Origin of the sequence: Brachybacterium sacelli, from assembly GCF_017876545.1 — a bacterium.
Lineage (GTDB): Bacteria > Actinomycetota > Actinomycetes > Actinomycetales > Dermabacteraceae > Brachybacterium > Brachybacterium sacelli.
In genome coordinates this window covers 1877041-1900696 of sequence record NZ_JAGIOD010000001.1, presented here as the reverse complement: position 1 = coordinate 1900696, position 23656 = coordinate 1877041, and the positions used below count along the sequence as shown (strand labels likewise).

Sequence of the window (23656 nt, the reverse complement as noted above, 5' to 3'; positions counted from 1 at the left end):
GCCAGGCGATGACGCTCGTCCCGCTCCTCGCGAGTGCGGGATACCGTGAAGCATGACCGCCGCACCGCCGCTCGACACCGATGTCGTCGCCCGCCATGCTCTCGCCCACGACGCCTCGCACTATCTGTTGCTGCCGGAGGCCGTGACCGCTCCCGAGGACGAGGCACAGGTGGTCTCGCTCCTGCGCGCGGCCACCCGGGACCGTCGTCCGCTGACCTTCCGCTCCGGCGGCACCAGCCTGTCCGGTCAGGCGCAGACCGACGCGGTGCTCGCCGACGTGCGCAGGCACTTCCGCACCGTCGAGGTGCTCGAGGGCGGCGAGCGCGTGCGCGTCGGCCCCGGGGCGACGCTGCGACAGGTCAACGCCCATCTGCTGAGGCACATGCGGCGGCTCGGCCCGGACCCGGCCTCCGAGGTCGCCTGCACCATCGGCGGCGTCATCGCCAACAACTCCTCCGGCATGGCAGCAGGGATCGCCGAGAACTCCTACCGCACGCTCGAGGCCCTGCGGTTCGTGCTGCCCAGCGGCACCGTGGTCGACACGGGCCTCGAGGGGGCCGACGCGCGCCTGCGGCGCGAGGAGCCGGATCTGCACGAGGGCCTGGTGCGCCTGATGCGTCGGGTGCAGGACGACGCCGAGGCCACCCGCGTGATCCGCGAGCGCTTCGCCCTGAAGAACACGATGGGCTACGGCCTCAACGCTCTGCTGGACTTCGAGACCCCGGCCGACGTGCTCGCCCATCTCGTCGTCGGCTCCGAGGGCACCCTGGCCTTCGTCTCCTCGGCCACCTTCCGCACCGTGCCGATCCAGAAGCACATCACCACGGGACTGATGGTGCTGCCGTCGCTGCAGGCCGCGACCGCGGCGCTGCCCGAGGTGGTGGGAGCCGGCTTCGCGACCGCCGAGCTCATGGATGCGCGGTCCCTGATCGTCGCGCAGGGACTGACCGGGGCTCCTCAGGAGATCCTGGGCCTGGAGGTCGACTCCCATGCGGCGCTGCTGGTCGAGCACCGCAGCGACGATCCCGCCGAACTCTCCCGGCAGGCCGACTCCGCGGTCTCCCTGTCCGAGGGGCTGGGGCTGGCGGTGCCGCTCGAGATGACGACCGACACGGCGCGGCGCGCGGCGATGTGGACCACCCGCAAGGGTCTGTACGCCGCGGTCGCGGGGGCACGGCCGGCGGGGTCGACGGCGCTGCTGGAGGACGTGGTGGTGCCGGTCCCCGAGCTGGAGGCCACCTGCCGCGGCCTGCAGGGACTTTTCGACCGGCACGGGTACGCCGAATCCGTGATCTTCGGGCACGCCAAGGACGGCAACATCCACTTCCTGCTCAACGAGCAGCTCGGGGAGTCCTCCACGCGGCTGGAGGCCTTCACCGAGGACATGGCCGACCTCGTGCTGGGCCATGGCGGCAACCTCAAGGCCGAGCACGGCACCGGTCGCGTCATGGCCCCGTTCGTCGAGCGCCAGTACGGGCCGGAGCTGTACTCGGTGATGCGCGAGATCAAGGCCCTGGTCGATCCCGCCGGGATCCTCAATCCGGGCGTGGTGCTGACCGACGACCCCTCGGCCCACATGCGCGATCTCAAAGAGGTCACCGAGATCGAGGAGGAGGCGGACCGCTGCGTGGAGTGCGGGTACTGCGAGCCGGTGTGCCCCAGCAAGGACCTCACCCTCACCCCGCGCCAGCGGATCGTGCTGCGGCGCGATGCGAAGCTCACCGAGCAGCGTGGGGACCTCGCGACCGCCGCCGCGATCCGGAAGGGCTACGAGTACCAGGGCCTGCAGACCTGCGCGGTCGACGGCATGTGCGTGACCGCCTGCCCCGTGGACATCAACACCGGTGACCTGGTGCGCCGACTGCGGGCGGAGGATGCCGGGAAGGCCCCGAACGCCGCGTGGGGCGCCGCCGAGGGCAGCTGGGACCTGGTGACGCGGGGGGCGTCCGCCGCGATGGGGGTCGCCGGTGCCCTGCCCCCGGTGCTCCCCCGGACCGCGACGGACCTCGGCCGCGCCCTGCTGGGCTCCGACGTGGTCCCGCAGTACCGCAGCGAGCTCCCCCGCCACGGAGGCGCGGTGCGACGGGCCGGGGGCCGCGGTCGGGCCTCGGCCGACGACAGCGCCGTGTACCTCCCGGCCTGTGTGCACACCATGTTCGGTGCCGCCGAGGAGCCGACCGGGCGCAGCTCCGGGGGCTGCGGTGGCGACTGTGCGTGCGGGAACGGTGACGGCGGGAGCGCGACCACCACTGGGCCTCGTACCTCCGACGGGGTCCCCGCCTCGCTGACCCTGCTCGCCCAGCGCGCCGGGGTGCGCCTGGCCGTGCCGGACGACGCCGCCTCACTGTGCTGCGGCACGCCCTTCTCCTCCAAGGGCATGACCCGCGCGAAGGAGCAGATGCGCGAGCGGGTGCGCACCACCCTGCTCGCGGCGACCCACGGCGGCGAGCTGCCCGTGATCGTCGATGCCGCCAGCTGCACCGAAGGGATCCTCGGCGCCATGGAGGGCACGGGGGTCGAGGTCATCGATGCGGTCACCTATGTGCGACGGCATCTGCTGCCGCACCTGCCGGTACGGGCCCCCGCCGCCTCGGTGACGGTGCACCCCACCTGCTCGACCACGCATCTCGGGGCGAGTGAGGACCTGGTGGCGATCGCCGAGGCGTGCGCGCAGGATGTCGTGGTGCCGGTCAGCTGGGGCTGCTGCGGCTACGCGGGCGACCGCGGCATGCTGCACCCGGAACTCACGGCCTCGGCCACCGCGGAGGAGGCCGCCGAGGTCGCCCGTCGGGAGACCGACTGGTACGTCTCCGCGAACCGCACCTGCGAGCTGGGCATGCAGGCCGCCACCGGGAAGGCGTACCGGCACGTGCTGGAGCTGCTGGCCGCGGTGACCGGCTGAGCCCCGCCGCCCTCGGCTTTGCCCCGCCCTCGCCGTCGCGGTAGCGTCTGGCCAGTTGTGAGGCGAGCAACAATGAGGTGAATCGTGATCAGCACTGCTCTGAAGGCAAACCCTCCCGCAGTTCGGCCCGTGACCCGCGATGGTGCCTCCGCATGACCACCGCGCCGTGGTCCCCGACCGATGTCGCCTACCAGGCTCGGCTGCTGCGCGCCCATGAGGACCTGCAGGCCGCGACCGATCCCCGGGAGGGCGACGGCCTCGTCCGCGAGGCGGTCCTCTCCTCCTGGCGGCGCTCCCTCGCCTCCCTCCCCGAGCACGGTGCCACGTCGGCACGCCCCGTTGTCGTCGGGGAGGAGCTCGAGGAGTTCCGTCGCCGGCACGTGTTCGAATCGGTGCTCCCCCTGTTGCGATCACGGCTGATCGACCCTGCCGTCGACGCGGGCCTGGTGGTCGCGCTCGGCGATGCGCACGGCCGCCTGCTGTGGGTCGAAGGCCGGTCCCGCGAGATCGATCGCGCGGAGGAGATGGGCTTCGCCGCCGGAGCCGACTGGTCCGAGGGTGCCATGGGCACCTCCGCGCCGGCCCTGGCCCTGGCCACGAGCTCCTCGATGCAGGTGGTGGGCGCGGAGCACTTCCACGAGGCCGTGCATTCCTGGAGCTGCAGCGCGGTGCCCGTGCTGCACCCGCACACCCGGGAGCCCCTCGGCGTCCTCGATGTCACCGGGAGCACGGACGCCGTCGCGCCCCTCGTCCTCCCGCTCCTCGAGGCGACCGCCCGCGCCGTGCAGGAGCACCTGCACACCGTGCTCTCCTCGCCGGGGCCCCGCCCCGGGCCGTACCGGGCACGCCCCGCGGCCCTCGACGGGGCGTGCGAGCTCGAGCTGACCGGGCGGCGGATCCCTCTGCTGCATCAAGGAGACCACTCGGTCGAGCTCACCGCCCGCCATGCCGAGCTCCTCACCCTGCTCCACCTGAGCCCGGGCGGCATCACCGGCGCAGAGCTCGCCGAGGAGCTGCACGGCAGCGAGAGCGCCGAGGGCACGGTGCGCGCGGAGGTGGTCCGCCTGCGCAGGATGCTGGCCGGGTTCGCCGACGGTGGGCCCGCCGTGGAGGTCACCTCCCGCCCGTACCTCCTGGTCGGGGGGCTGGACAGCGATCTGCTCCGCACCCGGGAGGCGCTCGCCCGCGGTGATGTCCCCGCCGTCCTGCGGCACTATGCCGGAGCCGTCCTGCCGCTGTCGCAGGCCCCGGCGATGGAGCACCTGCGTCGCCGCACGAGCGCCCACGTGCGCGAGCTCGTCCTCGACGCGGGGACCCCGGAGCAGCTCTGGGCCTATGCGCAGCTGCCCGAGGCGGAGCACGATCTCGACGTGCTCATGGCCGTGCTGGAGCTCGCCGCGCCGGACGCCCCCGAGCGGGCCGCGGCCGTGGTGCGCGCCCAGGCCCTGCGCGGCGAGGTCGCCTGACCCGGTGCAACGTGCGCGCAACGTGACGCGCAGTACGGTTCGGGCATCCGACGACGTCGTCGGGATCGCAGACGCAGCGTCGGCGACCGGCGACGGAGCGGACGTCCACGACCGCACCGAAGGGAACGTCATGACCGTCTATGCACGCCCGGGCACCGAGGGGTCGAAGGTCACCTTCGCGCCCCGCTACGAGAACTACATCGGCGGGCAGTGGGTCCCGCCCGTCAAGGGCGAGCACTTCGAGAACCCCACCCCCGTGACCGGTCAGGTGTTCACCGAGGTGGCCCGCTCCACGGCGGAGGACATCGAGCTGGCGCTGGACGCTGCCCACGCCGCCGCCCCCGCCTGGGGGACGACGTCGGTCGCCGAGCGAGCCGTCGTCCTCAACCGGATCGCCGACCGCCTCGAGGAGAACCTCGAACTGCTCGCCGTCGCCGAGACCTGGGACAACGGCAAACCGATCCGCGAATGCCTGAACGCCGACCTCCCCCTGGCCGTCGATCACTTCCGCTACTTCGCCGGCGCGATCCGGGCTCAGGAGGGCGCCCTCTCCCAGATCGACGACGACACCGTCGCTTACCACTTCCACGAACCGCTCGGTGTGGTCGGTCAGATCATCCCGTGGAACTTCCCGATCCTCATGGCCGTGTGGAAGCTGGCTCCGGCGCTCGCGGCCGGCAACTGCGTGGTGCTCAAGCCCGCCGAGCAGACGCCCGCCTCGATCCTCGTCCTCGCCGACCTGATCAGCGACCTGCTGCCCGACGGAGTGCTGAACATCGTCAACGGGTTCGGGGCCGAGGCCGGCAAACCCCTGGCCTCGAACAAGCGGATCTCGAAGATCGCCTTCACCGGCGAGACCACCACCGGGCGGCTGATCATGCAGTACGCCTCCCAGAACCTGATCCCCGTCACCCTGGAGCTGGGCGGCAAGAGCCCCAACATCTTCTTCGGCGACGTCGCCGCCCAGGAGGACGACTACTACGACAAGGCCCTCGAGGGGTTCGCGATGTTCTCGCTGAACCAGGGCGAGGTGTGCACCTGCCCCTCGCGCGCCCTGGTGGAGTCCTCGATCTACGACTCCTTCGTCGCCGACGGCATCGCCCGCGTCCAGGCCACGAAGCAGGGCGATCCGCTGGACACCGACACCATGATCGGCGCCCAGGCCAGCAACGACCAGCTCGAGAAGATCCTGTCCTACCTCGACATCGGCAGGCAGGAGGGCGCCAAGCTGCTCACCGGCGGCGAGCGCGCCGATCTCGGCGGTGACCTCTCCGGCGGGTACTACGTCACGCCCACCATCTTCGAGGGCACCAACTCGATGCGGATCTTCCAGGAGGAGATCTTCGGCCCCGTCCTCGCCCTGACCCGCTTCGACGGGTACGACGAGGCGATCTCGATCGCCAACGACACCCTCTACGGGCTCGGCGCCGGCGTGTGGTCGAGACAGCAGAACACCATCTACCGCGCCGGTCGCGCCATCCAGGCCGGCCGCGTCTGGGTGAACAACTACCACTCCTACCCGGCGCACTCCGCGTTCGGGGGGTACAAGTCCTCCGGCATCGGCCGCGAGAACCACCTCATGATGCTCGACCACTACCAGCAGACCAAGAACCTCCTGGTCTCCTACTCGGAGCAGAAGCTCGGCTTCTTCTGATCGGCGCGGCTGACGGGGGCGGTCGGGTGCGGCGCTGCCGGTAGGCTCGTCCCCGGCCCTCCTCCCCGGTGACCTCGAGTGTCCCACCAGCGGCTTCGTCCGCTTCCTTCCCCTGGTGAGGCCACTCGATCGGCTCCCGAGGAGGATGCCCATGATGGGCGGACATCACGCGATCAGCGGCACCGCCGCGTGGATGGCGCTGACCGGATCGGTCGAGGTGCTGGACCGTCACGTGGGTCTGGGCCTGTGGAGTCTGGACGGCGCTCAGGTGCTCTCCGGCGCCCTGGTCGCCACGGGCGCTGCACTGCTGCCGGACATCGACCACCCCGGCGCCACCGTCTCCCGCTCCGCGGGGCGACTGTCCAAGCTCCTCACCCGGAGCGTCGGCGCCGTGGCCGGCCATCGCGGAGCGACCCACACGCTGCTGGCCGTGCTCGCCGTCACCGCCCTGGCGGTGCTGGTGAGCGGGCTCGACCACCGAGCCCGCGTGCCGGTCCTCGGCGAGATCCCCACCGGTCCGGTGGTCCTGGTGGGCGTGATGTGCGCCCTGGGCACGCGGGCGCTGAAGGTGGTCGAGGGCGTGCTGCTCCCCTGGCTCGTGGGACTCGCCTCCGCCCTGCTGATCGCCGTCATCGCCCCGGAGGTGTCCATCTGGCTGCCGGCCGCCGTCGCCGTGGGCACGTTGACCCACCTCGTCGGCGACCTGCTCACCACGGACGGGATCCCGTTCCCGACGTGGCCCCTGGTGGTCCGGCCCCCGCGGAGTCTCGCCTCGGCGCTCTGGCAGCGCAGCGGCGACATCGCCCTGCCCCTGCTGGGCAATGCCGGCAGCGCGCGGGAATGGCTCGTGTGCACGGCGCTGACCGCCTACGCGTCGGTGGCCATCGTCGTGACCCTGACGGGCACCCCCGGGCTCCTGACCGGCTGAGGGATGGGACCTGCTGCTCAGCGCAGGACGGAGCTGAGCAGCAGGCTGGTCTCGCTGTTGACGACCCCGTCGATCGAGCGGATGCGGCGCAGCACCTCGTCGAAGGCGGGAAGATCCGGGCACGCGATCTCGGCGACCAGGTCCCAGCCGCCGTTGGTGGTGTGCAGGGCCTGGATCTCGGGGAAGCCACGCAGGCGTGCGATCACCCTGCCCGTGGTACGCCCTTCGACCTCGATGAGGGAGGTGGCACGCACGGTGGCGGTCTCGGCGTAGTCCCGTACCCGCACGGTGAAGCCGACGATCACACCGGCGGCGGTGAGCTTGTCCAGACGGCTGGAGATTGTCGCGCGGGAGACCCCGAGTCGGGTGGCGAGGGTCGCGATCGGGGCGCGGCCGTCCTTGCGCAGCGCCGCCAGCAGCCGTTCGTCGAGATCCGAGATCCGCTCCATGGGCACAATGATAGCTCCCTTCGCGCAGAGTGCGCAGTGGGTGCGCAGATCTTCTGCGATCTGGCTCTACCGCCCGCCATCTGCGCACTCTACGCTGGGAGCACCAGCGCCGGCGAACCCCGCGACCGGTCCCGCGACCAGGAGGTTCAGTGATGACGCAGCTGCTCGATGTCGCGAACATGGCCCGGTGGATCCGGCGCGACGGCGCCGAGAGGATCCTCGTGCGGATGACCGAGTACCTGGAGGCGGACTTCCGCCGCTGGGAGCGCTTCGACAAGACCCCGCGGATCGCCAGCCACACCCCGCTCGGCGTGATCGAGCTGATGCCGACCTCCGACGGGGAGACCTACTCCTTCAAGTACGTCAACGGACACCCCTCCAATCCCGCGCGCGGCTTCCAGACCGTCACCGCCTTCGGGGTGCTGGCCGACGTCGACAACGGCTATCCCACTTTCCTCGCCGAGATGACGCTCCTGACGGCGCTGCGCACCGCCGCGACCTCGGCGCTGGCGGCGAAGGTCCTCGCCCGGCCCGACTCGCGCACCCTGGCGCTGATCGGGGCCGGCTCGCAGTCCGAGTTCCAGGCCCTGGCCTTCCGTGGCGTGCTCGGCCTCGAGGATCTGCGGGTGTTCGACGTCGACCCCGCCGCGGTCGAGAAGGTGCGGGGCAACCTCGAGCCGCTCGGCTTCCGCGTGCACCCGGCGACCTCTGTGGACGAGGCGGTCGACGGGGCCGACATCATCACCACCTGCACCGCCGACAAGGCACGCAACACGGTCCTGGATGCCGACCAGGTGCGCCCCGGCGTGCACGTCAACGCGATCGGCGGAGACTGTCCCGGCAAGACCGAGCTGGACGCCGCGATCCTCGAGGCCGCTCGGGTGGTCGTCGAGTTCACGGCCCAGACCCGCCTCGAGGGCGAGATCCAGCAGATGGACCCGGACTTCCCCGTCACCGAGCTGTGGCAGGTGCTCACCGGGACCGCCCCCGGCCGCACCGGCCCCGAGGACGTCACGGTGTTCGACTCCGTCGGCTTCGCCATCGCCGACTTCTCCGCCCTGCGCTGCGCGCGGGACGCGACCGCGGGCTCGGATCTGCAGTCCGAGGTGGACCTGGTGGCACAGCCCGACGACCCCAAGGACCTCTTCTCACTGGTGGGCGTCCTCGCCCCGGTGAGCTGACGATGGCCGGGCAGGCACTCTCGCAGGTCACCCCGGTCCACCCCCACCGCTTCCGCCCGAACCCGGTCGCCGCTGCCGCCACCGCTGCCCCCACCGATGCCCCGCCCCGTTGCTCCGCCCCGTTAGTGTGCGAATTTCAGCCACTTCCAGACCGGAACCGGCTGAGAACCTGACAAAGACGGCAGAGGACTGCTCAGCTCGCAGCCAAGTCCGTGAGCACACGGGTGACCATCTCCTCCGCGGAGAGCTCCTCCCCGAGCACGGTCTCGCCCGGCACGCCGAGCACATCGTGCACCCGGTACCAGGACGCGACCTCGTCGGCGCGGACCTCGTGCGCGATGGGCTTGCCCGCGTGGCGGCGCAGCGTCTCCTCGAGACTCACGTCGAGGTAGTAGACGAGGTGCGGGCCGTCGTGCGCGGCCAGGAGCTGCGCGAACATGTCGCCGTAGCGCTCGCGGCCGAAGATCCCCTCGACCACGGTGGTCCGCCCGACGCGCAGGCAGTGCTGTGTCATCGCGGTCACCAGGCCGATGGTGTCGCCCTGACCGACTTCGTGCTCCCACAGCAGCTCGCGGCGCACATGGTCCAGTCCGATCATGGCGACCCGCCCCCGCGGCAGCGCCCGTTGCACCTGGCGCGCGACGGTCGACTTCCCCGAGGCGGAGTTGCCCCGGAGGATGACGAGCGCGGGCGACGCCTCCGCCCTCTCCTCGGCCGGGGAGTCGGCCTCCACGGCAGAGTCGCTCATGGCCCTGATTCTCACACGCAGGAGCGATCGGCATCGCCTCAGCGCTCGAGCAACCACAACTGCAGCACCCCGCCCCATACCGCCACCGGCCCCCTCCTCGTTTGTGGGCGATTCTCGGCCACTTCCAGACCGGATATGGCTGAGAATCTGACACAAACGGCAGCGCGCGGCGGGGCGCGGCGCGGCGGCGGGGTGGCGCGGCGGCGGGGCGCGGCGGGGCGGTCGCCTGGCTTAATCGCGCGGGGTGTTCCCTTCGCTCGCGACTACCTCGGCCGGCTCCGACGCCGTGACCTCGGTGCCGGTGGCGCGGCCCAGCCGATCCATGAGGTGGTAGACGAGCAGGGCGGCGATCGTGCCCAGGGCGATGCCGGTGAGCTGGACGCCGCCGAAGGTCCAGGTGACGTTCGCGATGCCGATGACCAGGGCGACGCCCGCGGTGATCTGGTTCTTGGGGCGGGAGAAGTCGACGCGGCCGTCGACCCACATGCGCACGCCGACGATGCCGATCAAGCCGTAGAGCACGAAGGTCACGCCGCCGAGGACGCCCGGCGGGATGGTGAAGATCAGCTCGCCGATCTTCGGGGACAGCGAGAGCAGGATCGCGACGATGCCGGCCACCCAGTAGGCGGCCGTCGAGTAGACGCGGGTCGCGCTCATGACGCCGATGTTCTCGCCGTAGGTGGTGGTCGGCGACCCGCCGAAGCCGGCCGAGAGCGCGGTGGCGATCCCGTCGGAGGCGAGGGTGCGGCCCACCATGTGGTCGAGGTTGCGGTGCGTCATCAGCCCGACGCTGGTCACGTGTCCGACATTCTCGGCCAGCAGCACCAGCACCACGGGCAGGAACATCGGCAGCAGGGCCAGGTCGAACGTCGGGTGGTGGAACTCGGGCAGCCCGATCCAGGGCGCGGCGTTCACGTCGTCGAAGACCACCTCGCCGCGGGCCACCGCGACCAGGTAGCCGATCAGCACGCCCAGCAGCACGGAGACGCGACCCAGCAGGCCCTTGAACGCGGCGGTGCACAGCACCACGGCGAGCAGGGTGACGGTCGCGGTGACGGAGGAATCCTGGAAGTTCTCGTACGCCTTCGGGGCGAGGTTGAAGCCGATCAGCGCCACGATCGAGCCCATCACCACCGGGGGCATGAGGGTCGAGATCCAGGCGGTGCCGATGCGCGAGACGAGCAGGCCCAGCGCCGCCAGCAGCAGCCCTGTGATCATCACGCCGCCGAGCGCCGCCCCCATCGACTCCGCCTGGGTGGAGGCGGTGATGGGGGCGATGAAGGCGAAGGAGGAGCCGAGGTAGCTGGGCACCTTGTTCCGCGTGATCGTCAGGAACAGCAGGGTGCCGATGCCGGAGAACAGCAGCGTGGTCGAGGGCGGGAATCCGGTGAGCAGCGGGACCAGGAAGGTCGCGCCGAACATGGCGATCACGTGCTGGGCGCCGATGCCGATGGTCAGCGGCCACGCCAGGCGCTCCTCGGGCAGGACGATCGCGTCGGCGCCGATGGTGCGGCCGTCGCCGTGCAGTCTCCAGCGGAACATGATGCTCCCAGGGGTGAGGAGGGCGGTCGGCCGCGGGGCGGCCGGAGGAGTCGGGCGGCCGACGCGGTCAGCTGCCGGGGAAGGTCTTCTTGCGTGCCGTCTCCTCGGTGACGTCCGGCACCAGGGAGAGCAGGGAGACGCTGCCGGCGTCGCGGGCACGGAAGTCGGCGAACATGCGGGAGATGTCCGGGGCCCCGAACTCGTCGCGCACCGGGGCGGGCACGGTGAGCATGAGGGCCGCCGCGATGCCGATCGCCAGGGCGCTCCCGCCGGTGACCAGGCCGGCGCCGGCGCCGGTCGCCAGCGAGTTCACGATGACGTCGAGGAAGCCGACGACGACCAGGATCAGCCCCGCGACCACCCCGTTGGCGCGGGCCACGAGCGCGGGACGGGACAGCAGCGAGGTGCGCGCGAACAGGGAGACGGCGATGAAGCAGAGGCAGACGGCGGCGTCGATGAGGTGGAGGACGGGCCCGCCCGGGGCACGCCCGGTGGTGGCGGCGATCGCGGCCAGCAGGTGCCAGACCACGGCCGCGGTGTGCATCAGGACGCTGAACTCGAAGGCCCGCACCGTGTAGACCAGCCAGTCCGTACGGCGGAAGGAGATCGGCATGGTCCGCACGAAGGACCGCGAGATCATCAGACCGAAGGCGGCGAACAGGAAGGGCAGGTAGACGAAATCGGTGGCGAAGCTCAGGGGCGCCGCGAACTGCAGCTCCAGCGTGTTGTCGGCGAGGGCGGCGAGCACGAGGGCGCCCGCGGCGCCGGTGGCGAAGACGTACCAGGAGCGCTCCCGGCGAAGCGCCGACAGCAGCACGAGCGCCAGCAGCAGCGTGGACAGCACGGCGTCGGCAAGGGTCATCAGGGAGTAGTCCCAGCCGGTGGTGAACAGTCGGCCGACGATCATCACCAGTGCGACCAGCAGGGCGGCGGCGGCCGCGATCCCCACGGCGACCAGCAGGATGCGGGCGATGCGCCGGGCACGGGCCTGCGGCAGGTATCCCTCGTGGGCGCGCGGCTCGATCCCGATGATCGCACCGAGCAGCAGCAGCGACACCCCGACGCCGAGCCCGATGGGCGGGCCGTCGGGCAGGGACGCGAACAGCACCGGCAGGGATTCCACCAGGTCGGCGACGATCACCCCGAGGGGCACCAGCAGCGCGGGAGCCAGGCCGAGGACCCGGACCACCCGGATCGCGGCCAGCGGCGGCTGCTTCGGGATCCAGCGCAGCAGGTGCACGGCGACGAGAGCGGCCAGGCCCACGCCGATCGCGGCCTTGCCGATGCCGTCCACGAGCGTGCTGTGAGCCACCGTGAAGGTGGTGGTCATGGCCGTGGCCATGCTGATCAGGGCCAGCACGTCGCGCAGCGCGTCGAAGAGGCCGAGGTCCCGGAACCGGTCCGGGAGCACGAACCCGTTGATCGCGTTCTCCGGCGCCTGGTCGTGCTCGGCGTTGGGGGTGGTGCCGGAGCGGGCGTAGGAGACGTCGCGCGGAGCCCGCAGCGCCGCCGTGGTCCCGGGGTCCGACGCCTCGTCCTCGGCCGACTCCCCGGCGGTCGGATCCTCGCTCCCGGCGCCGTCGGCCTCGTGCCCGGCCCGTTCGTCGTCCTCCGGATCCGTCGCCGGGATGGCACCGGTGACCGCATCGGGCTCGGAGCCGGCGCGCAGCTGCTCGGGGTCGAGGCTCGAGAGGTCGACGGTCTCGTGCTCGCCGGGCGGCAGGGCGGCCTCGGCGCGGCGCCGCGCGAGCAGCGGGGCGGAGTAGCGGTCGAACTCGGCCCGATCGGGCAGACGCTCGGTGGGCAGGGTGTGCGGGTCGTCGCTGGCGAAGATCCAGTCCGCGTCCTGGTTCTCGTCGCTGGAGCGATCCCTGTCCATCAACCTACTCTTCCGTGGTCTCTCGTGCACCGGGCGGTCGGGTTCGACCGGAGCCGCCGGCGCAGATGCGCTCCCGATCATAAGGACGCGGGAGCCGCTGCCCCCTGCGGCGCGCCGCAGCGACTACAGGTGCAGCCGCTTGGCGAGCTCATGGCGGGTCTCCGCACCGCGGGAGAGCTGCAGGAGCACCAGCGCGGCCACGCTGAGCGCCCCGCACACGGCCGACGGCAGCGGCGTGCTCACCCAGCCCAGGCCGAGGAACACCAGCGGGGTCAGGCCCAGCAGCACGACCAGGCCGCTGTAGACGATGTGCTCACCCACCTCGATCCGCATCACCCGCACGATGATCATCAGCGCGAGCAGCGAGGAGGCGCACAGGATGGGCACCGCATAGGTCAGGGACCATGCGCTCCACCCCAGCAGGTAGTCCCAGTACACGCTCACCAGACCGACCAGCACCACGAGGTACACCGTCGACTTGGCGAGATTGCGACGCTTGCGCACCGCCATCAGCACCACCAGCCACAGCGCGGCCACCGCCAGCCACACCGAGCGCAGTACGCCCAGCCCCGGCACGCCCGGGGTGATCAGCAGCTGCACGGCGAATGAGGCGAGCACGACGCCGAGCGAGGTGAGCACCAGGGCGCGCAGCAGGCGCCGGCGTGAGAACCGCAGCGGCACCGGGGGCAGCGGTCCCGCCACGCGGTCGCCGCCGAGCGGCCCGTCGCACAGCGGGCAGCGGGTCCACTCGCCCTCGACCTCGAGGTGGCAGGCGGGGCAACTGCTCATGGGACCGCCGCCCCCGCCTCCGCGAGCTCCTGCTCGGTGGTGCGCGCCGCGGCGACGGAGACGTCGACCCCGGCGGCGGTGAGGATCCGCGCGAACTCCCGGACGTGGTCGGTCTCCAGGAACGGGGAGGTGAAGGAGATCGTGAGCACCCCGCCGTGGGAGACGGCGGAGATCTGGGGCCGCACGGCGGAGACGTGGAACAGCAGGCGGTGGACATGGGAGGCGGCCGGCTCCGGCAGGGCGACGCGGCCCAGATTGGAGACGGCGACGGTGAGCCCGCGGTTGGCGACCCGGTTCACCAGGGACAGGATGACGTCCTTGAGCGGGCGTGGCACGACGCGCAGCACGGGCATGCGCTCGAAGCGGAGGAAGCGTCGCAGCTTGTGCTCGAGGTGCCCCGCGGAGGCCTTGGCGCGGAAGTCGCGCTCGAGCTCCCTGCAGACCGCGCCGAGGGAGTCCTCGCCCTCGGCGTAGGTGTGCTGGACCCGGGTGGTGGCGAAGAAGTTCCGCGCCGAGGTGGAGGGGAAGGACTGCCGCAGGTTCACCGGCACCGAGGCGGCGAGGGTGCGGGCTTCCCCCAGCCCGCCCGAGGAGCGCCGGACGGCCTCGAACAGCACCGCCGTGAGGTACATCGTCAGCGCAGCTCCCTCGGCGCGAGCCAGGTCGAGCACGGGAGCGACGGGCATGGTCAGCTCGACCAGTCGCGGGCGGTCGTCCGGGGTGCGGGTGCCGCGGACCCGATGCACCGGCGTGGCCGGTAGCGTCGGTCGCTCCTCCCGGGCCGCCGGCGCGTCGTCTGCCCCGACGCTCTCGGCGATGGTCAGCGGAGCCGGCGCCGCTTCCCGGCTGAAGGCGACCCGTTCCGCCCACGCGTCCGGCCGTCGGCGTCGGCGGCGGAAGTAGTGGACGAAGTCGTCGGTGGTCAGGTGGTGCACGGGCTCCTCGGCGGCCTGCTCGGACTCCGCCGCCGGGCCGGGCTCCTCCCGGCTCCGCTCCGGCTGCTCCGGCTGCTCGGGGAAACGCCGTCGCGCGTACTCTCCCACCAGGTCGGTGAGGAATCCCAGGGCCCCGGTGCCGTCCGACAGCGCGTGGAACACCTCGAGGCTGATCCGCCTCCGGTGGTGCATCACGCGGAACAGCAGCGTGCGCCGGTCGGCCTGGTAGATCGGGGCGCACGGCGCGGTCTCCTCGGCGCTCACCTGCGGATGCAGGTCGCTGTCCTGCAGGTAGTACCAGAACACGCCGCGTCGCAGCACCGCGTGGTAGAGCCGGTAGCGCTCGTAGGTGGACTCGAGCGCGGCCTGCAGCAGCTCCGGGTCCACCTCGTGGTCCAGTTCGGCGCTGAGGCGGAACACCTTGGGGTCGACGTCGCTGCGGGCGGCCAGGAAGATGTTCGAGGCGTTGTCGAGCCGCACCCAGGCCCTGCGGGTCACGTCGGCTCCTCGAGGAACTCCTCGATCACCCCGTAGGCGTCCCGCAGGGACCGGGAGAAGCGCGGCAGGGTGATGAATCCGTGCAGCGCGCCCGGGACGCGGTGGATGCGCACGCTGCCACCGGCCCCGGCGAGCGCCTGACCGTAGGCCTCCCCCTCGTCCCGCAGCAGGTCGAGCTCCGCGGAGATCACCAGCGTGCGCGGCTGCGCGGAGAGGTCCGCGGCCATCAGCGGGGACACCCGCGGGTCCTTCCGGTGCGCCGGGTCGGGGACGTACATCTCCATGTAGTCCTGGACCTCGGTGGAGGTCAGGCGGTAATCCGCGCCGTGATCGCGCACCGAGGCGAAGGGCGAGGTGGCCGGGTCGTGGTCCCAGTGCGTCACCGGGTACAGCAGGATCTGCCGGCTCACCCCGGCATGGCCGTGCTCGCGCAGCTGCAGGGAGACCGCGGCGGCCAGGTTGCCGCCGGCGGAGTCCCCCACCAGCACGATCCGACGGGCATCGTCGATCCCGGCCCGGCCCGGCTCCTCGAGCAGCAGGCGCACCACCTGGTAGCTGTCCTCGAGGCCCGCCGGGAAGGGGTGCTCCGGGGCGAGACGGTAGTCGACCGAGACCACGACGCAGCCGGTGAGGTCCGCCATCGTGGCGCAGGCCGGGGTGTAGCTCTCGATGTCGCCGGTGACCCAGCCGCCGCCGTGCAGGAACAGCAGCAGGTCCTCACGCCGCTTCTCACGGGGTTGGAAGACCCGCACCGGCACGTGGGAGCCGGGGTCGCCGGGAACGGTGCGCCAGGAGGCGGCGCGGTACCGGGTCCGCGGGAGCGCGGCCAGGTGACGCTGGAGGCGACGGACCTTCTCGTAGTCCGCGCGCATGTCGAGTCGCGGCGCGGCGAACGCCCTCAGCAGCGGTCGCAGCAGTGGCTTCACGCGCGGCCGGGAATCGTCGTCGGGACGTGGCGTTCCATCGCCCCAGCATAGAGGCGTCGTCGGGACGATCGGCACGGATCCGCGCAGGAACCGGGCGGGACCGCCGTCAGCGCAGCTCGTGCTTCTCGGCGGCGAAGCGCACCGCGGGGCCGGCGTCGAGGCGGCCCTGCCCCATCTCCACGACGGGACCGATGAGCAGGCGGTGGGTCGCGGCGTCGACGGCCTGCTCGAGACGGATCGCGAAGTGGGCGAGGGTGCCCGCCAGCACGGCGTCCCCGTCGGCCGTGCGCGTCACCTCGAGACCGCTCAGCAGTCCGACCAGCGGTGTGGCGGGGGTGCCGAAGCGGTCCGCGAGGTGCTGCTGGTCCTCGGCCAGGACGTTGAGGCAGAAATGCCCGGACTCCTCGGCGGCCTCGGCGATGCGGGACATGCCGTACAGGGCCACCAGCATCGTGGGCGGGTCGTAGGACAGGTCGAGATAGGAGTCGACGGTGACGGCGACGTCGTGGCTGCCCTGGCGGGTGCTCACGATCGCGAGCCCCGCCGCGATCAGGTCGCTCAGCCGGCGGTAGTCGGCCTCGTCCACGGCGGGGCCGGGCCCGGTCGTGCTCTGCGACACCGGTCAGCGGGCCGTGGGGAGCATGCGGGAACGGGCCGAGTCGGAGCCCATGACCTCCTTGCCGAAGGGGAAGCAGGTGACAGGGATGAGCTTGATGTTCGCCCAGGCCAGCGGGATACCGATGATGGTGATCGCCTGCGCGACGGCCGTGAGGACGTGGCCGATCGCCAGCCACCAGCCCGCGATCACGAACCAGATGACGTTCCCGATCGCGCTCGCGGCGCCGCCGCGGTGGGTGTCGACCACCTCACGGCCGAAGGGCCAGATCACGAAGCCCGCGATCCGGAAGGAGGCCAGGCCGAACGGGATCGTGACGATGAAGATGCAGGCGATGATCCCCGCGAGCACGTAGCCCAGGAACAGGGACCAGCCCGCGGTGAGCAGCCAGATGATGTTCAGGATCAGGGAGATCAGGGTGCGCATGACGCCACCCTAAGCACCGCATCGCGACGCGGCCAGGGGGCCAGCCCCCGGTGCAGGCTCGCCGCCTCGGCTCCGACGAGCATCACGCTCACCGCGCGGGACCCGCCGGGTCGACGCGACTACCCTGGTCGCATGCCTGCTCCCGAGATCGCGCTGACCGAGCGCTTCCAGTCCGCCTTCGCCGCCGCCTTCGGGCCCGAGTACGCCGATGCGGACCCGATCATCCGACCGTCCCAGTTCGCGGACTTCCAGTGCAACGCCGCGATGGGCCTGGCCAAGCGACTGGGACGGAAGCCGCGCGACATCGCCGCCGACATCCTGGCGGCCGTCGACCTCGAGGACATCGCCGAGGCCCCCGAGATCGCGGGCCCGGGCTTTCTGAACATCCGCCTGCGCACCGGGTGGATCGCCGCCCAGGCCGGCCGGTTGAGCGAGGATCCGCTCCTCGGTGCCCCCGTCCCCGAGCGCGCGGAGACCGTGGTGGTCGACTACTCGGCACCGAACGTCGCCAAGGAGATGCACGTCGGTCATCTGCGCACCACCGTCGTGGGGGACTCGATCGCCCGCACGCTGGAGAAGCTGGGCCACACCGTGATCCGCCAGAATCACATCGGCGACTGGGGCACGCCCTTCGGCATGCTCATCGAGCACCTGCTCGAGGTGGGCGAGGACAGTGCCGAGGCGGAGCTGCTGAAGACCGACCCGAACGCCTTCTACCAGGCCGCTCGCGCCAAATTCGACGCCGGCGGCGACTTCGCCGCCCGTGCCCGGCGGCGGGTGGCGACGCTGCAGTCCGGCGACGGCGAGTCCCTGCGGATCTGGACCGATCTGGTGGAGCTGTCCAAGCAGTACTTCCACCGCGTCTACGACATGCTCGGGGCGACGCTGACGGACGCCGACCTCGCCGGGGAGTCGACCTACAATCCGCTGCTCGAGATCGTCTGCAAGGACCTCGAGGCCGACGGGATCGCCCGGATCTCCGACGGCGCCCTGTGCGTCTTCCCCGAGGGGTTCACCGGCCGCGACGAGCAGCCGCTGCCGCTAATCGTGCGCAAGTCCGACGGCGGCTACGGGTACGCCACCACGGACCTCGCCGCGGTCCGCCACCGGGTCCGCGACCTCGGCGCGGACCGCATCGCCTATGTGGTCGGCACCGCGCAGGAGCTGCACTTCCAGATGGTCTTCACCGCCGCCCGCGAGGCCGGCTGGCTGCCCGAGGAGGTCGAGGCGACCCACGTGAAGATCGGGTCCGTGCTCGGCGAGGACGGCAAGATCCTGCGCACCCGCTCGGGAGCCTCCCTGCGGTTGTTGGCGCTGCTCGAGGAGGCCGTCGCCGCGGCCCGCACCGTGATCGACGAGCTGCGTCCGGACCTGCCCGAGCAGGAGCGCGCACAGATCGCCCACGACATCGGCATCGGCGGGGTGAAGTACGCGGACCTCTCCACCGCGCACGACTCGGACTACACCTTCGACCTGGACCGCATGCTGGCCCTGACCGGGAACACCGCCCCGTACCTGCAGTACGCGGTGGCGAGGATCCGCTCCATCGGGCGCAAGGCGGAGGCGCAGGGCATCGTCGCGGCCACGGCCCCGCGGGTCGAGAACGACGCCGAGCGGGCCTTGGCCCTGCAGCTGCTGGACTTCGGGCCGACGCTCGCCCAGGCCGGCGCCGCGTACGAGCCGCACCGGCTGTGCGCGTACCTGTTCTCCCTCGCGCAGGCGTTCACGTCCTTCTACGACGCCTCCCCGATCCTCAAGGAGTCCGACGAGGGGCTGCGCGCCGGGCGGCTGGCCCTCGCGCAGCTGACCGAGAAGGTCCTCGTCGAGGGACTCGATGCGCTCGGTGTGAACGCTCCGCAACAGATGTGACGGGAGATGACGGGGCCCCGAGATCGGTGCCCAGGATGCCCGTTTTCCTCCGCTCCGTGACGTCCTCGTGCCGTGTCGTTACCCAACCGTGCCCGTCACCGGGGAGAATGCCCTGGTCCGAGCGACGGGGGCTTTCTAGCCTGGACCAGTGCCGCCGATCAGAACCGCTCACGTCGTCCTCTGGGTGACCTATGCCCTTCTCGTCGCGGTCCATGTCAGCTCCTTGCTGACGGGCTCCGAGATGCTCCAACGCATCACGCAGCCGATGTTCGCGCCGCTGCTGATCGCCGTCGTGCTCACCGCGCTCCCGCGGCGCACCCGCACCAGCGCCCTGTTGGTGCTGGGGCTGGTGTTCGCCTGGGCGGGCGACAGCCTCGCCGGACTCGCCGCGAATGCCATGCAGCTGATCGCCGTGCTGAGCTTCCTGTGCGCGCTGGTCTGCTACTCGGCGGCCCTGGTGCCGCTGTGGAACCGCACCCGTGACACGATGCGCATCGCCCTCGCGATCCCCTACGGCGGGGTCGTCATCGGGCTGTTCGTGGCCTGCGCGGACGGCGCCGGGTCCATGTTGCCCGCCGTGGCCGCCTATGCGGTGGCGCTGGCGACCATGGCCTTCCTCTCAGCGGGCGGGAACGGGCTGACCTGGACCGGTGGGACGCTGTTCCTGCTGTCCAGCTCGATGCTAGCGATGGACTGGTTCCTGCCGGGCGCTTCGATCTCGTACAGCGGGGTGTGGGTGATGGTGTCCTACACGGTCGGCCACGCGCTGCTGATCGCCGGCATGCTCCAGTCGATGCCGGCACGGCGCTGGACCGCCTGCCGGCCCGGCGCCGCCCTGGTGATCGTTGAGAACTGATCGACGTACTGCGAGGGACGAGCGGTAGGAGATCAGTAGATCCACAGAGAACTGATGGGGGGCCCATCGTCACGAGTCGGCGGCGAAGACCCTCTCGATGACGTCGGCCTGCTCGCGGTGGACCCGCTCGATGTCCTCGCCCTTGCGCACGAGCAGCTGCAGGCCGAGCCGGCCGCTGACCTCGCGGTAGGACAGGTCGACCCCGTTCTCCTCGAGCTGCAGCTTCGCCACCCGCACATCGGAGAGGAACAGGTCCCGCATCCCGACGCTCAGGTGCACCGGCGGCAGGCCCTCGAGGCTCGCGTTGATCGGCGAGAGGTCGGGGTCGTCCAGCGGTGCGCGCCCCGCGTAGCGGCGGGCCGCGTCCCGCAGGAGACGACGCTCGTGGACCGGGTCGACCTGGTCAGTCTCGGTGATCCCGGCGTTGGACAGCTCGAGGTCCAGCCACGGGGACATCGCGATCAGCGCGGCCGGGGCGGGGATATCGGTGCCGCGCAGTCGGCGGGCGACGGAGAAGGCGAGCCCTCCCCCGGCGTGCTGACCGGCCAGCACCCACGGCTGGTCGGCGAGACGACCGTCGGCGACCAGCGCGCCGAGGGCCGCCTCGGCGTCGTCGAGAGCGACGGGGTGCTGATGGTCCGGGGCGTTGCGGTAGTCGATCATCAGCCCCGCGCAGCCGCGGGCGTCCACCTGGCGGGACAGCCAGGCCCAGTCGCTCGCGAAGGGACCGGAGACGTAGGCGCCGCCGTGGAGGAAGATGATCAGCCCGAGCTCGGCGCGGTGCCGGTCGAGCCAGACGGTGCGGGTGCGGCCGATCATCTCGTCCTCGACCGCGTGCGTCTTCTGCACGTGGCTGGGCGGCTGAGGACTGCGGGCCTCGCGCAGCGCCTGGTGGGACAGGGTCGAGGGGATGGGGATCCGGCGCACGGCCCGCGCTCCCGTGACCACTGCCTCTCGAACTCGACCCATGACTGCCTCCTACCTGCGACCCTCAGGACGCTTCGCTGCCGATGGCGTTCACGCGAACTGGATGACGCGGACACCGGATGACGCGGACCCTGCCAGCCTAACGAACGGGCCTGGGACCTCGGGACGCGGGCGCGCGCCGATATCCTTCCGTCATGACGACGGCCTCCCGCGCTCCGACCGGACCGCTCCTGGTGCTCGCCGCGATGGCGGAGGAGGCGGCCCCGCTGACCTCCCGGCTCACCGGGCCGAGGACGCTCGAGACGCCCTTCTCGGACGGCGTCGCCGCGGTGCGGGGCTCACTCGCCGGCCACGACACCGTCGTGGTCACCACGGGGATCGGGATCGCCGCGGCCACCGCGGCGACCACCTGGGCGATCCTGGCGCACTGGCCCCGCGTCGTGGTCGCGGCCGGTTCCTGCGGCGGCCTCGCGGCCGACGTCGAAGTGGGCACCCTGATCGTCGGCGAGGCCTTCACCTATTCGATCGCCGACGCCACCGCCTTCGGCTACGCCCCGGGGCAGGTGCCCGGCGGCCCCGAGCGCTTCGTGGCCGAGGAGCCCTGGGTCCGGACCGCCGAGGAGGCGGCCCGTCGCGCGGCGGGCCCCACGGTGCCGGGCGGCACGCAGGGGCCCGGACACCGGCGCGGGCTCATGCTCTCCGGGGACGCCTTCGTCACCGCGCCGTTGGCCGAGCCGATGCGCGAGCGCTTCCCCGCCGCGCTGAGCGCCGACATGGAGACCACCGCCGGTGCCCGCACCGCCTCCGTGCTGGGAGTGCCCTTCGTGGCCCTGCGAGCGGTCTCTGACCTCTGCGGTCCGGTCGCCGGGCAGCAGTTCCACCTCGAGCTCGACGTGGTCGCGGAGATCTCCGCCCGGGCCGTCGAGGAGTTCGCGAGGTCGCTGGCGGCCTGAGCCGTGCCCGCTCTGCCACCAGGAGTCCTATGGCGGAGCGGACATGACCACTACGGTGCACGGGGCCCGTTTCATGCCCGCCGCGCTCCGAGAGGACCGTCGAGATCGCGAGGATGGCACGGGGCCGAGCCCGTGAACCCCACCAGAACGAGGAACCGTGTCGTCACCGACCGCCCAGAACCCTCCCCCACCCTCGACGGAGAATCCGGAACCTGACGGCGGCTACGCGCTGTCGAAACCGGTCTTCTTCGTGGCGGGCGGGGTCATCGTGCTCGCCGTGGCCTTCGCCCTTCTGCTGCCCGGCGTCTTCAACTCCGTCATCTCGACGCTGAACTCGACCGTGGTCGCCTCGATCGGCTGGTATTACGTCCTGGTCGTGACCGGCTTCGTGGTCTTCGGCCTGGTCCTCGCTGCCAGCCGCATGGGCAACATCCGGCTCGGCAAGGACGACGATGTCCCGGAGTACAGCCTGTTCTCCTGGTTCGCCATGCTCTTCGCCGCCGGCATGGGCATCGGGCTCGTGTTCTGGGGCGCGGCGGAGCCGCTGACCTTCTTCGCGGACACCGCCGCCCCCGGCATCCCGCCGAATGCCGACGGTCTGGAGGCTCCGGAGCGGGCCGAGCGCGCCCTGGGACAGACCTTCCTCCACTGGGGCCTGCACGCGTGGGGGATCTACGTCGTCGTCGGCCTCGCCGTGGCCTACGCGGTGCACCGCAGGGGCCGCCCGGTCTCCATCCGCTGGGCGCTGGAACCGATCCTCGGCAGGCGCACGGACACCTGGATCGGCGACCTCATCGACATCATCGCCCTGGTCGGAACCTTGTTCGGCATCGCCACCTCACTCGGCTTCGGCGTGAACCAGATCGCCGCCGGGCTCGACCATCTCGGTGTGCTGCCGAACTCCACGCTGATCCAGGTGATCATCGTGGTCGTGGTGACGGGGCTGGCGACGCTGTCGGCGGCGAGCGGCGTCGACAAGGGCATCAAGATCCTGTCGAACCTCAACATGGGCCTGGCCGCACTGCTGCTGATCGCCGTGCTGATCCTGGGACCCACACTCTTCCTGCTGCGTGATGTGGTCTCGAACATCGGCTTCTACCTGCAGAACATCCTGCAGCTCTCGTTCCAGACCCTGCCGTTCCGCGGCGACGCCGGCGAGACGTGGCTCGGCAGCTGGACGACGTTCTACTGGGGTTGGTGGATCTCCTGGTCCCCCTTCGTGGGCGTGTTCATCGCCCGCATCTCCAAGGGCCGCACGATCCGCGAATTCATCACCGGCGTGCTGCTGGTGCCGACCGCCCTGACCTTCCTGTGGTTCACGATCATGGGTGGCACAGCGCTGTACGAGGCCGTCTTCCGAGGCGTCGACTTCACCGGCGGCACCGGTGCGATCGACCCGAACACCGCGCTGTTCGACACCTTCAACAACTTGCCCGGTGGTGCAGTGCTGTCCGGCATCGCCGTCGTGCTGGTGTCCATCTTCTTCATCACCAGTGCCGATTCGGGCGCTTTCGTCATGGACATGATCGCGCACAAGGGCGATCCGAATCCCCCGCGCATCACGCGGGTCTTCTGGGCCTCCGCCTCCGGTCTCATCGCCGCGTCGTTGATCTGGGCGAGCTCGCTGTCCGGGGACGGCGAGGCCTCGGGCATGACGGCGCTGCAGTCGCTCGCGCTGTTGTCCGCACTGCCGGTCTCCGTCGTGATGATCGGGATGTGCATCTCCTTGTGGCGCTCACTGTCCCACGAGGTCAAGGTGATCGAGCGGCTCGAGCAGCGGCTGCGCCAGCGCGAGTTCATCGAGCGCTACTCCGACGAGCTGACCGACCAGGTCACCGATCGCGTGGAGGAGAAGGTCACGAGCGGCATCGGCGGTCACGTCGAGTCGCACCTCGAGGGTGAGTACGGGCAGCAGTTCCAGGCCCACGTGGGCCAGCAGGTCGAAGCCCAGGTCGCCGAACAGGTCGAGGCGCAGGTCGCCGAGCAGCTCTCGACCTTCACCGCCGAGCAGCCGATCGTCCCTTCCGAGGACGGCGAGTCGTCCGACTCCTCAGGGGCCGACCGTGGTCGAGGCGCCCGGTGGAATCCGTTCGGCAAGGAGCGGTGAGCACC

At 71.4% G+C, this 23656-nt stretch carries 19 protein-coding genes; 9 read left to right on the top strand and 10 right to left on the bottom strand.

Features of this window, described 5'->3' with window-relative positions:
- The first annotated feature begins 52 nt into the window (after positions 1 to 52).
- The 4 genes from JOF43_RS08480 (at position 53) to JOF43_RS08465 (ending at position 6950) form a co-directional block, all read left to right on the top strand.
- Positions 53 to 2902: an FAD-binding and (Fe-S)-binding domain-containing protein gene (locus tag JOF43_RS08480; protein ID WP_209901138.1), complete on the top strand. Its 2850-nt coding sequence runs from the start codon at positions 53 to 55 to the stop codon at positions 2900 to 2902.
- Positions 2903 to 3054: 152 nt separating this feature from the next.
- Positions 3055 to 4368, top strand: a complete 1314-nt coding sequence (locus tag JOF43_RS08475; protein WP_209901136.1) for a helix-turn-helix domain-containing protein — start codon at positions 3055 to 3057, stop codon at positions 4366 to 4368.
- A 130-nt stretch (positions 4369 to 4498) separates the two neighbouring features.
- Positions 4499 to 6022, top strand: a complete 1524-nt coding sequence (gene adh, locus JOF43_RS08470) for an aldehyde dehydrogenase (protein ID WP_209901134.1) — start codon at positions 4499 to 4501, stop codon at positions 6020 to 6022.
- A 151-nt stretch (positions 6023 to 6173) separates the two neighbouring features.
- Positions 6174 to 6950 (top strand): metal-dependent hydrolase, encoded by a 777-nt coding sequence (locus JOF43_RS08465; protein ID WP_209901132.1) that lies wholly within the window; start codon positions 6174 to 6176, stop codon positions 6948 to 6950.
- Between the two features lie 17 nt (positions 6951 to 6967).
- On the opposite strand, the gene JOF43_RS08460 is transcribed toward JOF43_RS08465, so the two are convergent.
- Entirely contained in the window at positions 6968 to 7399 is a 432-nt protein-coding gene (locus tag JOF43_RS08460; RefSeq protein ID WP_209901130.1) for an Lrp/AsnC family transcriptional regulator, read from the bottom strand.
- A 152-nt stretch (positions 7400 to 7551) separates the two neighbouring features.
- On the opposite strand from JOF43_RS08460, the gene JOF43_RS08455 reads away from it, so the two are divergent.
- Positions 7552 to 8580, top strand: coding sequence for an ornithine cyclodeaminase (locus tag JOF43_RS08455; RefSeq protein ID WP_209901128.1), 1029 nt, complete (start codon positions 7552 to 7554; stop codon positions 8578 to 8580).
- A gap of 193 nt (positions 8581 to 8773) precedes the next feature.
- On the opposite strand, the gene JOF43_RS08450 is transcribed toward JOF43_RS08455, so the two are convergent.
- The 8 genes from JOF43_RS08450 to JOF43_RS08415 form a co-directional block, all read right to left on the bottom strand.
- A complete protein-coding gene (locus JOF43_RS08450; RefSeq protein WP_209901126.1) occupies positions 8774 to 9328 on the bottom strand; it encodes an AAA family ATPase in 555 nt (184 codons plus the stop codon).
- A gap of 231 nt (positions 9329 to 9559) precedes the next feature.
- Positions 9560 to 10870, bottom strand: coding sequence for a uracil-xanthine permease family protein (locus tag JOF43_RS08445; RefSeq protein ID WP_209901125.1), 1311 nt, complete (start codon positions 10868 to 10870; stop codon positions 9560 to 9562).
- Between the two features lie 67 nt (positions 10871 to 10937).
- Positions 10938 to 12749, bottom strand: coding sequence for a DUF7937 domain-containing protein (locus JOF43_RS08440; RefSeq protein WP_209901123.1), 1812 nt, complete (start codon positions 12747 to 12749; stop codon positions 10938 to 10940).
- Between the two features lie 123 nt (positions 12750 to 12872).
- The gene (locus tag JOF43_RS08435) at positions 12873 to 13538 is read right to left on the bottom strand and encodes a DUF6320 domain-containing protein (protein ID WP_209901121.1); all 666 of its coding nucleotides are present in this window, start codon (positions 13536 to 13538) and stop codon (positions 12873 to 12875) included.
- Complete coding sequence (locus tag JOF43_RS08430) at positions 13535 to 14971, bottom strand: alcohol acetyltransferase (RefSeq protein WP_209901120.1); 1437 nt, start codon at positions 14969 to 14971, stop codon at positions 13535 to 13537. Before JOF43_RS08430 ends, JOF43_RS08435 begins: the two co-directional genes overlap by 4 nt.
- Complete coding sequence (locus JOF43_RS08425) at positions 14968 to 15897, bottom strand: alpha/beta hydrolase (protein ID WP_342592120.1); 930 nt, start codon at positions 15895 to 15897, stop codon at positions 14968 to 14970. Before JOF43_RS08425 ends, JOF43_RS08430 begins: the two co-directional genes overlap by 4 nt.
- A 106-nt stretch (positions 15898 to 16003) precedes the next feature.
- A complete protein-coding gene (locus tag JOF43_RS08420; RefSeq protein ID WP_209901118.1) occupies positions 16004 to 16516 on the bottom strand; it encodes a flavin reductase family protein in 513 nt (170 codons plus the stop codon).
- A 3-nt stretch (positions 16517 to 16519) separates the two neighbouring features.
- Positions 16520 to 16939, bottom strand: coding sequence for a YccF domain-containing protein (locus JOF43_RS08415; protein WP_209901116.1), 420 nt, complete (start codon positions 16937 to 16939; stop codon positions 16520 to 16522).
- Positions 16940 to 17071: 132 nt separating this feature from the next.
- Here JOF43_RS08415 and argS point away from each other — a divergent pair, with 132 nt between their 5' ends.
- Both argS and JOF43_RS08405 read left to right on the top strand, forming a co-directional pair.
- The gene (gene argS / locus JOF43_RS08410; RefSeq protein WP_209901114.1) at positions 17072 to 18808 is read left to right on the top strand and encodes an arginine--tRNA ligase; all 1737 of its coding nucleotides are present in this window, start codon (positions 17072 to 17074) and stop codon (positions 18806 to 18808) included.
- Positions 18809 to 18956: 148 nt separating this feature from the next.
- Complete coding sequence (locus tag JOF43_RS08405; protein ID WP_209901113.1) at positions 18957 to 19664, top strand: lysoplasmalogenase family protein; 708 nt, start codon at positions 18957 to 18959, stop codon at positions 19662 to 19664.
- A 69-nt stretch (positions 19665 to 19733) separates the two neighbouring features.
- Here JOF43_RS08405 and JOF43_RS08400 read toward each other — a convergent pair whose 3' ends face one another.
- Positions 19734 to 20633, bottom strand: a complete 900-nt coding sequence (locus JOF43_RS08400; RefSeq protein ID WP_209901111.1) for an alpha/beta hydrolase fold domain-containing protein — start codon at positions 20631 to 20633, stop codon at positions 19734 to 19736.
- Positions 20634 to 20785: 152 nt separating this feature from the next.
- On the opposite strand from JOF43_RS08400, the gene mtnN reads away from it, so the two are divergent.
- Together mtnN and JOF43_RS08390 are read left to right on the top strand one after the other, a co-directional pair.
- Entirely contained in the window at positions 20786 to 21544 is a 759-nt protein-coding gene (gene mtnN, locus JOF43_RS08395) for a 5'-methylthioadenosine/S-adenosylhomocysteine nucleosidase (RefSeq protein ID WP_209901109.1), read from the top strand.
- A gap of 157 nt (positions 21545 to 21701) precedes the next feature.
- Entirely contained in the window at positions 21702 to 23651 is a 1950-nt protein-coding gene (locus tag JOF43_RS08390; protein WP_209901107.1) for a BCCT family transporter, read from the top strand.
- Positions 23652 to 23656 lie beyond the last annotated feature (5 nt).

Excerpts from the sequence above, each read along its gene's own strand:
- JOF43_RS08480 (WP_209901138.1), top strand. The coding sequence starts at position 53 with ATGACCGCCGCACCGCCGCTCGACACCGATGTCGTCGCCCGCCATGCT.
- JOF43_RS08475 (WP_209901136.1), top strand. The coding sequence starts at position 3,055 with ATGACCACCGCGCCGTGGTCCCCGACCGATGTCGCCTACCAGGCTCGG.
- adh (WP_209901134.1), top strand. The coding sequence starts at position 4,499 with ATGACCGTCTATGCACGCCCGGGCACCGAGGGGTCGAAGGTCACCTTC.
- JOF43_RS08465 (WP_209901132.1), top strand. The coding sequence starts at position 6,174 with ATGATGGGCGGACATCACGCGATCAGCGGCACCGCCGCGTGGATGGCG.
- JOF43_RS08460 (WP_209901130.1), bottom strand. The coding sequence starts at position 7,399 with ATGGAGCGGATCTCGGATCTCGACGAACGGCTGCTGGCGGCGCTGCGC.
- JOF43_RS08455 (WP_209901128.1), top strand. The coding sequence starts at position 7,552 with ATGACGCAGCTGCTCGATGTCGCGAACATGGCCCGGTGGATCCGGCGC.
- JOF43_RS08450 (WP_209901126.1), bottom strand. The coding sequence starts at position 9,328 with ATGAGCGACTCTGCCGTGGAGGCCGACTCCCCGGCCGAGGAGAGGGCG.
- JOF43_RS08445 (WP_209901125.1), bottom strand. The coding sequence starts at position 10,870 with ATGTTCCGCTGGAGACTGCACGGCGACGGCCGCACCATCGGCGCCGAC.
- JOF43_RS08440 (WP_209901123.1), bottom strand. The coding sequence starts at position 12,749 with ATGGACAGGGATCGCTCCAGCGACGAGAACCAGGACGCGGACTGGATC.
- JOF43_RS08435 (WP_209901121.1), bottom strand. The coding sequence starts at position 13,538 with ATGAGCAGTTGCCCCGCCTGCCACCTCGAGGTCGAGGGCGAGTGGACC.
- JOF43_RS08415 (WP_209901116.1), bottom strand. The coding sequence starts at position 16,939 with ATGCGCACCCTGATCTCCCTGATCCTGAACATCATCTGGCTGCTCACC.
- argS (WP_209901114.1), top strand. The coding sequence starts at position 17,072 with ATGCCTGCTCCCGAGATCGCGCTGACCGAGCGCTTCCAGTCCGCCTTC.
- JOF43_RS08400 (WP_209901111.1), bottom strand. The coding sequence starts at position 20,633 with ATGGGTCGAGTTCGAGAGGCAGTGGTCACGGGAGCGCGGGCCGTGCGC.
- mtnN (WP_209901109.1), top strand. The coding sequence starts at position 20,786 with ATGACGACGGCCTCCCGCGCTCCGACCGGACCGCTCCTGGTGCTCGCC.